Genomic DNA, 12,406 nt, shown 5'->3' with positions numbered 1-12,406 from the left:
AATTTCCTACAGGAGTACAAATGTACTCCATGACGACTCTAACGCCCCGCCGTACCGCCATCCTGACCTTCATCCGCGACCGCATCGCGCAGCAAGGCCAGCCCCCCAGCCTCGCCGAGATCGCCGAGGCGTTCGGCTTTGCCTCGCGCAGCGTGGCGCGCAAGCATGTGCTCGCGCTGACCGAAGCCGGGTTTATCGAGGTCAACCCCCACCAGGCCCGAGGCATTCGCCTGCTCAACCAACCGGTGCGCCCGGAATGGCTGGATGTGCCGGTGCTCGGGCGCGTCGCTGCCGGCTTGCCCATCGGCGCCGATGCCGAAGTGCACAGCCGCCTGCAGCTGGACCCGTCGACCTTCGCCAAAACCCCGGACTATCTGTTGCGGGTGCAGGGCGACTCCATGATCGAAGACGGCATTCTCGACGGTGACCTGGTTGGCGTACGCCGCAATGCCGAGGCCTTGAACGGGCAGATCGTGGTGGCGCGCCTGGATGGCGAAGTGACCATCAAGCGTTTCGAACGCAACGGCGACAGCGTGCGCCTGTTGCCGCGCAACCCCGCGTATCAACCCATCGTCGTCGGGCCCGATCAGGACCTGGCCATCGAAGGGGTGTTCTGCGGCCTGGTGAGGCAAGGCTGATGGGCGCCGTGGTTGCCCTGGACACGCTGTTCAATGGCGGGCGTGTCTGGAAGGGCCGGCCCGCCGCGCCGCCGGCCAGCGTACACCCCACCGGGCTGGCGGCGCTGGACGCGGTGTTGCCCACGGGCGGCTGGCCGGAGGCGGCCTTGAGTGAAATCCTGATGGCCAGGGAGGGCGTGGGCGAACTGCAACTGGTGCTGCCGACCCTGGCGCGCTTGTCAAAGGCGGGGGAGCGCATTGTGCTGGTGGCGCCGCCCTATACACCGTATCCCCACGCCTGGCAGAACGCCGGGGTGGATTTGCGCCTGCTTTCAGTGGTCCAGGCGCAGGAGCGCGACGCCTTGTGGGCCGCGGAGCAGTGCTTGCGTTCCGGCAGTTGTGGCGCGGTGTTGTGTTGGCCGCGCAAGGCCGATGACCGTGCGCTGCGGCGCCTGCAAGTGGCGGCGGAAACCGGACAGACCCTGGCGTTTGCCTGGCGCGCCTTGAGTGAGGCGGTCAATGCATCGCCCGCCGCCTTGCGCCTGGCCGTGGAGGCCAGGCCTGCCCAGGTGCGCGTGCTCAAGTGCCGGGGCGGGTTGGCCCATCCGGCGCCGATTGCGCTGGCGGGGCACTGAGCTTGCCATGCGCTGGGTGTGTATTGTCTTCCCGCAATTGGCGCTGGACGGGGTGCAGCGTGTGCACCCCGAGCCGGACCAGCCGCTGGCCCTGCTGGCCGGCACGCCGCAGCGGCGGGTGCTGCAGACCGTCAATGACGCGGCCCGCGCCCTGGGCCTGCGCCCCGGCCAGTCGCTGACGGCGGCGCATGCCCTGGCCAAGACCTTTGCCTGCGCCGAATACGATCCCGCCGAGATTGAACGCAGCCAACAGTTTCTGGCCGCATGGGCCTACCAGTTCAGCTCCCAGGTCAGCCTGTACTATCCGCGCGCCTTGTTGTTCGAGATCGAATCGAGCCTGGGCCTGTTCGGGCCCTGGCCACGGTTCGAAGCGCGCTTACGCAAGGAATTGACCGAACTGGGTTTTCACCACCGCATCGTCGCCGCGCCCAACCCGGCCGCGGCGCGGGTGCTGGCCAATTTCTACGATGGCCTGGCGGTGCAGGATGACGGCTTGCCGCAGGCCCTGGCGCCGTTGCCGATCGACCGCGCCGGTCTCGACCCGCAGGCCGCCACTGCCTTGGCACGCATGGGCCTGCGCAGCCTGGCCCAGGTGCAGGCGCTGCCCCGGCATACCTTGGCGCGGCGTTTCGATGCCGGCCTGCTCAAGCACCTCGATGCCCTGGTCGGGCAGCGACCACTGGCCCTGGCGTTCTATCAACTGCCGGACCGCTTCGATGCGCGCATCGAGCTTAATTTCGACGTGCAGTCCCACCAGGCGTTGCTGTTTCCTCTAAGGCGTCTGACCGGTGATTTGTCCGCGTTTTTGTGTGGCCGCGACAGTGGCGTGCAGCGCTTCGACCTGCACCTGGAACACGCCCAGGCCCCGGACAGTGTGATCAAGGTCGGCCTGCTCAGCGCCGAGCGCGAACCGGCGATGTTGTTTGAACTGGCCCGAGGCCGCCTCGAGCAGGTGCAAGTCACTTCACCGGTGCGCGGCTTTCGCCTGGTGGCGCAGGACTTGCCGGTGTTCGTGCCGCAGCGCCAGGACCTGTTCGACGACCGCCCGCACCAGACCCTGCCGTGGGAGCAATTGCGCGAACGCCTGCGCGCCCGCTTGGGCGATGAGGCGGTGCAGGGCCTGCGCTTCCATGCTGACCATCGCCCCGAATGCGCCTGGCAAGCGGCGGCGGATAAACACCCGTGCCCGGCCTTGAGCCCCGTCCAACGTCCCGGCTGGCTGCTGAACGAACCCGTGCTCCTGGCCGACCACGGTGTGCAGATACTCATGGGCCCGGAACGTATCGAATCCGGTTGGTGGGATGGTGCCGATATCCGCCGCGACTACTACCTGATCCAGACCCGCGCCGGCCAGCAAGGCTGGGCGTTCCGCAACGTTGGCCAATACGATGGGTTGTGGCTGCAAGGCTGGTTTGCATGAGCTACGCCGAACTGCATTGCCTGTCCAACTTCAGCTTCCAGCGCGGCGCGTCGAGTGCGCTGGAGTTGTTCGAACGCGCCAAGCGTCAAGGCTACAGCGCCCTGGCGATCACCGACGAATGCACCCTGTCGGGCATCGTGCGGGCCTGGCAGGCAGCGAAGGCGGTGCAGTTGCCGCTGATTATCGGCAGCGAGGTGCGCATCGAGAACGGCCCGAAGCTGGTGCTGCTGGTCGAAGACCTCAGCGGCTACCAACACCTGTGTCGCTTGATCACCCTGGCCCGGCGACGTGCCGAAAAAGGCCGCTATCGCCTGCTGCGCGAGGACTTCGAGCAACCGCTGCCTGGCCTGCTGGCGCTGTGGGTTGCCGAAGACAGCGACACCCAGGCCTCGATCCAGTGGCTGCGCCGCACCTTCGCCGAGCGCTTGTGGCTGGCGGTGCACCTGCATTGCGGCCAGGACGATGCGCGCCTGCTGGAGCAACGCCTGGGCCTGGCCGCCAGCCTGCGCATCCCGGCGGTGGCCTGTGGCGATGTGCATATGCATGCGCGCGGCCGCCGGGCCCTGCAGGACACCATGACCGCCATCCGTCATCACGTGCCGGTGGCCGACGCCGGCACGCGCCTGCACCCCAATGGCGAGCGGCATCTGCGCAGCCTGGAGGCGTTGCAGGCGCTGTATCCCGCGTCGCTGCTTGAGCAAACCGAGGTCATCGCGCGGCGTTGCACGTTCGACCTCAGCCAATTGCGTTACCACTACCCGCGCGAACTGGTCCCCGCCGGCTACGACGCCAGGACCTGGTTGCGCGCCGTGACCGAAGAAGGCATGGCCCGGCGCTGGCCGCAAGGTGTCGACGCCAAGACCTTGCAGCAGATCAACAAAGAACTGCAACTGATCAGCGAGCTGGGCTACGAAAGCTATTTCCTCACGGTGCATGACATCGTGCAGTTCGCCCGCAGCCGTTCGATCCTCTGCCAGGGCCGTGGCTCGGCGGCCAACTCGGCGGTGTGTTTTGCCTTGGGCATCACCGAGATCGACCCGAGCCTTTCGAACGTGTTGTTCGAGCGTTTCCTGTCCAAAGAGCGCAATGAGCCCCCGGACATCGACGTGGATTTCGAGCATGAACGCCGCGAAGAGGTGCTGCAGTACGTGTTCCAGCGCTATGGCCGCACCCGCGCGGCATTGACGGCGGTGGTCAGCACTTACCACGCGACCGGCGCGGTGCGCGATGTGGCCAAGGCCTTGGGCTTGCCGCCGGACCAGATCAACGCGCTGGCCGAGTGTTGCGGGCGTTGGAGCGACGACGCGCCGCCCCTGGAGCGCCTGCGTGAAGCCGGTTTCGACCCGCAGAGCCCGATCCTGCGCCGCGTGCTCACCCTCACCCAGCAGCTGATCGGCTTCCCCCGGCACCTGTCTCAGCACCCCGGCGGCTTCGTGATTTCCGAATACCCGCTGGACACCCTGGTGCCGGTGGAAAACGCCGCCATGGCCGACCGCACCATCATCCAGTGGGACAAGGACGACCTCGATGCCGTCGGCCTGCTCAAGGTGGATATCCTGGCCCTGGGCATGCTCAGCGCGATCCGCCGCTGCTTCGACCTGCTGCGCCGCCATCGCAATCGGGACCTGTCCCTGGCCGGCATCCCCAAGGAAGATCCGGCCACCTACGCAATGATCAGCAAGGCCGACACCATCGGCGTGTTCCAGATCGAGTCGCGGGCACAAATGGCGATGTTGCCCCGGCTCAAGCCCCAGACCTTTTATGACCTGGTAATCGAAGTGGCGATTGTGCGCCCGGGGCCGATCCAGGGCGGCATGGTGCACCCGTACCTGCGCCGGCGTAACAAGGAAGAGCCAACCACTTACCCTTCGCCGGAACTCAAGGCCGTGCTGGAAAGGACCCTGGGCATCCCCTTGTTCCAGGAACAGGTGATGCAGATCGCCATGGTTGCCGCCGACTACAGCCCCGGCGAGGCCGACCAGTTGCGCCGCTCCATGGCCGCCTGGAAGCGCCACGGCGGTCTGGAACCGCACCGGCAACGCCTGCGCACCGGCATGCTGGAAAACGGCTACACCGAAGCCTTCGCCGCGCAGATTTTCGAGCAGATCAAGGGCTTTGGCAGTTATGGCTTTCCCGAGTCCCACGCCGCCAGTTTCGCCTTGCTGACCTACGCCAGTTGCTGGCTCAAGTGCCATGAACCGGCGGCGTTTGCCTGTGCGCTGATCAACAGCTGGCCCATGGGTTTCTACAGCCCGGACCAGATCCTGCAGGACGCGCGCCGCCATCGCTTGCAGATCCGCCCGGTGGACGTGCAGGCCAGCGACTGGGATTGCAGCCTGGAGCCCATCGACGGCGCGCAGCCGGCGATTCGCATGGGCCTGCGCATGATCTCGGGGTTTCGCGAAGAGGATGCGCGGCGCATCGAAGCCGCACGCCAGCGTCGCGCGTTCAGCGGCATTGCCGACCTGGACGAGCGCGCCGGGCTGGAGGCACGCGCCCAGGCGTTGCTGGCGGACGCCGGCGCCTTGCGCGCCCTGGCCGGCAACCGGCACACGGCACGCTGGGAAGTGGCGGGCGTGCACAAACAACTCGGGCTGTTTGCCGGCCTGCCCAGCCCGGAAGAAGCGGTGGTGCAATTACCGGCACCGACGGTGGGCGAGGACCTGCACGCCGACTACGCCACGGTCGGTACTACCCTTGGCCCCCATCCGTTGGCGTTGCTGCGGGCTGAATTGCGCAAACGGCGCTGCCGCAGTTCACAGGAGCTGATGCAGGTCGAGCATGGGCGCAATGTCAGCGTCGCCGGGCTGGTCACCGGTCGGCAGCGCCCAGGCACCGCCAGCGGCGTGACCTTCGTGACCCTGGAAGATGAATTCGGCAACCTCAATGTGGTGGTCTGGCGCGACCTGGCCGAACGTCAACGCCAGGCCCTGGTGGGTTCGCGCCTGTTGAAAGTGGACGGACGTTGGGAGGCCGTGGGCGAGGTGCGGCACCTGATTGCCGGGCGACTCACCGACCTGACGCCGTTGTTGGAAGGGATAAACGTGCGCAGTCGGGATTTTCACTGAGACAGGTGACTTGTGCAGTCGTAAGCCCATAAATTATAAGAGATGAAACCATCCGCGTCTGACGCGCTCCAAATTTGGCGACTGTCTTCCCCCGCGCAGAGTTTACTATGCAGTTTTTATCCAACCCTCACGGCTGTGAAGGCTGGGCCGGAGAAATGGCCCGGCGTATTCGCTCCTTCGATTGGTCTACCACCGACTTGGGCGCCATTGAAGACTGGTCCACCAGCCTGGCCTGTACCGTGCAGATGATGCTCGCTTCTCCCGTGCCGATGGTGATGCTGTGGGGCCGGGCGGGTTACATGATCTACAACGACAGCTATTCGGTATTCGCCGGCGGCCGACACCCGAAGCTGCTGGGTATGCCGGTCGAGCTGGGCTGGCCGGAAGTGGCTGACTTCAACCGGCACGTGGTCGACACTTGCCTGGCCGGCGGCACCTTGTCTTTCAACAACAAAGACCTGGTCCTGTCGCGCAACGGTAAGCCGGAAACCGTCTGGCTGGATCTGTATTACAGCCCCGTCGCCGGCGACGACCAGCGACCCGCCGGGGTGCTGGCGATTGTGGTGGAGACCACCGAACTGGTGAAATCCGAGCAGGTGCGCCAGGAGCTCACCCACAATCTAGAGCAGCGCGTGGCCGCGGAAGTGCAGGCGCGCTCCGCCGCCGAAGAGCAGCTGCGCCAGTCGCAGAAACTCGAAGCCATCGGCGGCCTGACCGGCGGCGTGGCCCATGACTTCAATAATCTGCTGCAAGTGATCGCCGGCAACCTGCACCTGCTGGCCCGCCATGAACCGGAGAACACCCAGGTGCAGCGGCGTGTCGCGGCCGCCATTGCGGCGGTGGAGCGCGGGTCCAAGTTATCCTCGCAACTGCTCGCGTTTGCCCGCCGCCAACCGCTGTCGCCGGCGGTGTACAACCCGCAACGCATCTACGCAGGCCTCGGTGAACTGTTGCAACGCGCGTTGGGGGAAACCATTCATATCGATGTGCAACTGCCCCAGGATTCCTGGTGCATCAATGTCGACCGCAACCAGCTGGAAAACGCACTGCTCAACCTGGCGATCAATGCCCGGGACGCCATGAAGGGCGAGGGCGTGATTCGTATCACCGGCGAGAACGTTATTCTCAACCCCGACGATTGCGCGGGTAAAAGCATCAAGCCCGGCGAGTACGTGCGCCTGGCGGTTATCGACACCGGCGTCGGCATGTCCGAGACCACCCTCAAGCGTGCGTTTGAACCCTTCTTCACCACCAAGCGCGAAGGCCATGGCACCGGCCTGGGCCTGAGCATGGTGTTCGGCTTTGTGCGTCAAAGCGGCGGGCATGTGGAGATGTGGAGCGAGGAGGGCAAAGGCTCGGTGGTGCAGATGTATTTCCCCCACAGCCTGGAGCCTGAATGCCCTGATGGGGATATAGACCACGTGCCCCCCAGCGGCGGCCAGGAAACCATCCTGGTGGTCGAGGACAATGAAGGCGTACGCCTGACCGTGGTGGAGCTGCTCGAACAATCCGGCTACACCGTACTCACGGCCGAAGACGGCGACCAGGCCATGCTCAAACTGCAAGAGGGTTTGCATCCGGAACTGATCTTCACTGACGTGGTGATGCCCGGCCGCATCAAGAGTACCGACCTGGCTGAGTGGGCCCGCCAGCAAACGCCGCCGGTGCCGGTGCTGTTCACTTCCGGCCATACCCGCGACATCCTGTCCAGCAACCATTTGCTGACCCCCGATATTCATCTGCTGAGCAAGCCCTACAGCCCCGAAGCCCTGACGCAACGGGTGCGCAGCGTGCTCACCGCCCGACAAGGTTGTCCATGACTTCACAGCGCAACATCCCGCCGATCACCGCCCAATCCACCGGCTTCGTCCGCGTGCGTGGCGCCCGCGAACACAACCTGCGCAATGTCGACGTGGATATCCCGCGCGACGCCCTGGTGGTGTTTACCGGCGTGTCGGGTTCCGGCAAGTCGTCACTGGCGTTTTCCACGGTGTATGCCGAGGCCCAGCGGCGCTATTTCGAGTCGGTGGCGCCGTATGCGCGACGGTTGATCGACCAGGTCGGCGTGCCGGATGTGGACAGCATCGAAGGCCTGCCGCCCGCCGTGGCCCTGCAACAGCAGCGCGGTACGCCGAGCGCGCGCTCGTCGGTGGGCAGCGTTACCACGCTGTCGAGCCTGGTTCGCATGCTGTATTCCCGCGCCGGCAGTTACCCGCCGGGCCAGGCGATGCTGTACGCCGAGGATTTTTCGCCGAACCTGCCCCAGGGCGCCTGCCCGCAATGCCACGGTCTGGGGCGCGTGTATGAAGTGACCGAGGCGTTGATGGTGCCGGATCCTTCCCTGACGATTCGCCAGCGCGCGGTGGCGGCCTGGCCGTTGGCGTGGCAGGGGCAGAACCTGCGCGACATCCTGGTGACCCTGGGTTATGACGTGGATATCCCCTGGCGCGACCTGCCGAAAAAGCAGCGCGACTGGATCCTGTTCACCGAGGAAACCCCGACCGTCCCGGTGTATGCCGGCTTCACCCCGGCGCAGACTCGCGACGCGCTGAAACGCAAGTTGGAGCCCAGTTACCAGGGCACCTTCAGTGGTGCGCGGCGCTACATCCTGCACACCTTCAGCCACACCCAGAGCGCGCTGATGAAAAAGCGCGTCTCGCAGTTCATGCAGGGCAGCGCCTGCCCGTTGTGCGAGGGCAAGCGCCTGACCAAGGCCGCGCTGTCGGTGAAGTTTGCCGGGGTGGATATCGGCGAGTTGTCGCAACTGTCGCTGGCGCAATTGGCCGAGTTGCTGCGCCCGGTGGCGGCCGGGCAGGACAAGATGAAACTGTCGGTGGAAAAACGCCTGGCGGCGCAGCGCATTGCCCAGGACCTGCTGGAGCGGGTCAGCACCTTGACCGAGCTGGGCCTGGGGTATCTGTCCCTGGAGCGCAGTACACCGACCTTGTCGTCCGGCGAGTTGCAGCGGCTGCGCCTGGCCACGCAATTGGGCTCGCAGCTGTTCGGCGTGATCTATGTGCTGGACGAACCGTCGGCGGGCCTGCATCCGGCGGACGGCGAGGCGCTGTTCACCGCGCTGGAGCGTTTGAAAGCGGCGGGCAATTCGTTGTTCGTGGTGGAGCACGACCTGGAAACCATGCGCCGCGCCGACTGGCTGATCGATGTCGGCCCGGCCGCCGGTGAGCATGGCGGGCAAGTCTTGTACAGCGGGCCACCGGCCGGCCTGGCACAGGTGCAGGCGTCGCAGACCCGTGAATATCTGTTCGCCGAAAAGCGCATGCCGAACCCGGTGCGCCGCACGCCTTCCGGATGGCTGAAACTGGAAGGCGTGACGCGCAATAACCTCAAGGACTTGACTGTGGATTTCCCGTTGGGCTGCTTTACGGCGGTCACCGGCATTTCCGGTTCGGGCAAGTCCAGCCTGGTCAGCCAGGCGCTGCTGGAACTGGTGGGCAGCGGCCTTGGGCGGGCGGTGGAAAACGACGAAGAGCCGAGCCTGGAAGACGACGTGCCGCAAACCAGTGGCGGGCGTATCGGCGCTGGCCTTGAGCAGGTCCGCCGCCTGGTCCAGGTGGACCAGAAACCCATCGGCCGCACCCCGCGCTCCAACCTGGCGACCTATACCGGTCTGTTCGACAACGTGCGCAAATTGTTCGCCGCCACGCCGGCCGCGAAAAAGCGCGGTTACGACGCAGGGCAGTTTTCGTTCAACGTCGCCAAGGGGCGCTGCCCGAACTGTGAAGGCGAGGGGTTTGTCAGTGTCGAGCTGCTGTTCATGCCCAGCGTCTATGCGCCATGCCCGACCTGTCACGGGGCGCGCTACAACCCCGAGACCTTGGCGATCAAATGGCAAGGCTTGAGCATCGCTCAGGTGTTGGGCTTGACGGTGGAGCAGGCGGTCGAGGTGTTCGCCGAACAACCGGGAGTGTTGCGTTCGTTGCAGGTGTTGCGCGATATCGGCCTGGGCTACCTGCGCCTTGGGCAGCCGGCCACCGAACTGTCCGGCGGCGAAGCGCAGCGCATCAAACTGGCGACCGAGTTGCAACGCAATGCGCGGGGCGCCACCTTGTATGTGTTGGATGAGCCTACCACCGGCTTGCATCCACGGGATGTCGACCGCTTGCTCAGCCAGTTGAATCACTTGGTGGAGGCGGGGCATACGGTGGTTGTGGTGGAGCATGAAATGCGCGTGGTGGCGCAGAGTGATTGGGTGATTGATATTGGGCCGGGCGCCGGCGACCTGGGCGGCAAGGTAGTGGCCTGCGGCACGCCGCAGACCGTTGCCAAGAGCAAGGCCAGCCGCACCGCGCCATTCCTGGCCAGAGAACTGATCTAACCCTGCGTATCTATACAACCCTGTAGTGAGCGGGCTTGCCCCGCGCTGGGCTGCGAAGCGGCCCCAATAAAGACACCGCCGAGTTTCAGGCAGAACCCGGTCGCCTGCTTTGGGGCGGCTTCGCCACCCAGCGCGGGCGGTGCGACGATTCGACAAGCCCGCTCACTACACAGATGTTTTTGGCCATCCTGCTCCCACAGGTTTGCTCAGTGTTGAGTCAGTTGGATTTGCGCCTTGGCCTGCGCCACCACGTTCTCCACCGTAAACCCAAACTTCTCCTGCAACTTGGCCAGCGGCGCGGACGCGCCAAAGCTGTTCATCACCACCTTGGCCCCGGTCTGCCCCACATACCGATCCCAACCCAGCGGCCCGGCCTGTTCCACCACCACCCGGGCTTTCACCACAGGCGGTAAGACACTGTCGCGATAAGCCGGGTCCTGATCTTCAAACAACTCCCAGCTGGGCATGGAGACAACCTGCGCGGCAATCCCTTCGCTTTTGAGTTGTTCATAGGCCGCCACCGCAAGGCTGACTTCGCTGCCCGTCGCCAACAGGATCACCTGGGGTTCATCCGCGCCCGCCAGCACATAAGCGCCTTTGGCCGCTCCGCTGGCGGGCGCATATTGGGTGCGGTCCAAGGTCGGCAACGGCTGGCGCGACAACACCACGCAGCTGGGCCGATGGGTCTGCGCCAGGGCCACTTTCCACAGCTCCAGGGTTTCATTTGCATCGCCCGGGCGCAGGGTCAGCAACCCCGGTGTGGCGCGCAACTGTGTGAGGTGCTCGATTGGCTGGTGCGTCGGCCCATCCTCACCCACGCCAATCGAATCATGGGTGAACACAAATATCACCGGCAACTCCATGATCGCCGCCAGGCGGATCGGCGGTTTCATGTAGTCGCTGAACACCAGGAATGTCGAGGTGTACGGGCGCAGATAGGACAGCGCCATCCCATTGGCAATCGCGCCCATGGCATGTTCGCGGATGCCGAAGTGCAGGTTGCGCCCACTGTAGTCGTCGGCACTGAAACGCCCGGCGCCGTCGAAGGTGAGGTTGGTCTTGGTCGAAGGCGACAAGTCCGCCGAACCGCCGAGCAGCCAGGGAATCTGCCGGGCGAACGCATTCAGCACTTCGCCACCGGCGGCGCGGCTGGCCACGCCCTTGGCATCACTGTCGAAGTGAGGCAGATCGCTTTGCCATTGCTCGGGCATTTCCCCGGCGCGCATGCGTTGCAGCTCGTCGGCCAGCTGCGGCCGGTCGTGCTCAAGCTGCGACAGCTGTCGTTGCCAGGCGTCGTACAACGGCTGGCTGCGTTCCAGCAGCGCCTCTTGCAATACGCTGCGGGCTTCGTCGGGCACCAGGAAACTCGAATCCTGCGGCCAGCCGTAAGCGGCCTTGGTCAGGCGGATTTCGTCATCGCCCAGTGGCTCGCCATGGGCGGCGGCGGTGTTGTGTTTGTGCGGCGAGCCGTAGCCGATCACGCTGTCGACCACGATCAGGGTCGGTGCGCCGGTGTTTGCCTGGAAGGTCTCCAGCGCCGTGCTCAAGGCCTGCAAATCGTTCGCGTCGGTGACGTGCAAGGTGTGCCAGCCGTACGCCTGGAAACGCTTGATCACGTCCTCGCTGTAGGCCAGTTCGGTGTGGCCTTCGATGCTGATGGTGTTGTTGTCGTAGATCCAGCACAGGTTCGCAAGCTTGAGATGCCCGGCCATTGACGCGGCTTCGCTGCTGATGCCTTCCATCATGTCGCCGTCGCCGCACAGGGTGTAGACGTTGTAGTCGAACAGCACTTCGCCATCGCGATTGAAACGCTGGCCCAGCCAACGCTCGGCCATCGCCATGCCGACGCTGTTGGCGCAGCCCTGGCCGAGTGGGCCGGTGGTGGTCTCGACGCCGGTGGTCATGCGGTATTCGGGGTGGCCCGGGGTTTTCGAGTCGGACTGCCGGAACTGCTTGATATCGTCCAGGCTGATCGCCGGCTGGCCGGAGCGCTTGCCATGGGCGTCGATCTCGACTACGCCGGCCAGGTGCAGCAGCGAATACAGCAGCATCGACGCATGCCCCACCGACAACACAAAACGGTCGCGGTTGGGCCAGTCGGGATGTTCCGGGTGGTAGCGCAGGAAGCGGCTCCACAAGGTATAGCCCACCGGCGCCAGGCCCATGGGTGTGCCCGGATGCCCGGAATTGGCCTTCTGCACGGCGTCCATGGCCAGGGTGCGAATCGTGTTGATGCATTGGGTGTCGACTGCGGTGGCGGCATGCGTCATGAAACCGGTCTCCCTCGAATGGCTATCTAGAGTGGAGGGCAGGGCGGCGCAAAGGTTTGA

Annotated in this window: 7 protein-coding genes; 6 read left to right on the top strand and 1 reads right to left on the bottom strand. The window is 65.2% G+C overall.

Features of this window, described 5'->3' with window-relative positions:
* The first annotated feature begins 20 nt into the window (after window positions 1-20).
* The 6 genes from lexA (at window position 21) to uvrA (ending at window position 10,076) form a co-directional block, all read left to right on the top strand.
* Entirely contained in the window at window positions 21-638 is a 618-nt protein-coding gene (gene lexA / locus BLL36_RS06195; RefSeq protein ID WP_076950595.1) for a transcriptional repressor LexA, read from the top strand.
* Window positions 638-1,252, top strand: a complete 615-nt coding sequence (gene imuA, locus BLL36_RS06190; RefSeq protein WP_076950594.1) for a translesion DNA synthesis-associated protein ImuA — start codon at window positions 638-640, stop codon at window positions 1,250-1,252. The genes lexA and imuA overlap by 1 nt, the downstream gene beginning before the upstream one ends.
* Before the next feature lie 7 nt (window positions 1,253-1,259).
* Window positions 1,260-2,672 (top strand): Y-family DNA polymerase, encoded by a 1,413-nt coding sequence (locus BLL36_RS06185; RefSeq protein WP_076950593.1) that lies wholly within the window; start codon window positions 1,260-1,262, stop codon window positions 2,670-2,672.
* Window positions 2,648-5,740, top strand: coding sequence for an error-prone DNA polymerase (locus BLL36_RS06180; protein ID WP_197678470.1), 3,093 nt, complete (start codon window positions 2,648-2,650; stop codon window positions 5,738-5,740). Before BLL36_RS06185 ends, BLL36_RS06180 begins: the two co-directional genes overlap by 25 nt.
* 107 nt (window positions 5,741-5,847) lie before the next feature.
* A complete protein-coding gene (locus BLL36_RS06175; RefSeq protein ID WP_076950591.1) occupies window positions 5,848-7,560 on the top strand; it encodes an ATP-binding protein in 1,713 nt (570 codons plus the stop codon).
* A complete protein-coding gene (gene uvrA / locus BLL36_RS06170; RefSeq protein ID WP_076950590.1) occupies window positions 7,557-10,076 on the top strand; it encodes an excinuclease ABC subunit UvrA in 2,520 nt (839 codons plus the stop codon). The genes BLL36_RS06175 and uvrA overlap by 4 nt, the downstream gene beginning before the upstream one ends.
* A gap of 206 nt (window positions 10,077-10,282) precedes the next feature.
* On the opposite strand, the gene tkt is transcribed toward uvrA, so the two are convergent.
* Window positions 10,283-12,346 carry a transketolase gene (gene tkt / locus BLL36_RS06165; RefSeq protein ID WP_076950589.1) on the bottom strand — a complete coding sequence of 688 codons (2,064 nt, stop codon included), beginning with the start codon at window positions 12,344-12,346 and terminating at the stop codon, window positions 10,283-10,285.
* Between the last annotated feature and the right edge of the window lie 60 nt (window positions 12,347-12,406).

The sequence above is a fragment of the Pseudomonas cedrina subsp. cedrina genome (genome assembly GCF_001983175.1).
GTDB classification, from domain to species: Bacteria; Pseudomonadota; Gammaproteobacteria; order Pseudomonadales; family Pseudomonadaceae; genus Aquipseudomonas; species Aquipseudomonas cedrina.
This window is presented reverse-complemented; position numbering and strand designations above follow the sequence as displayed.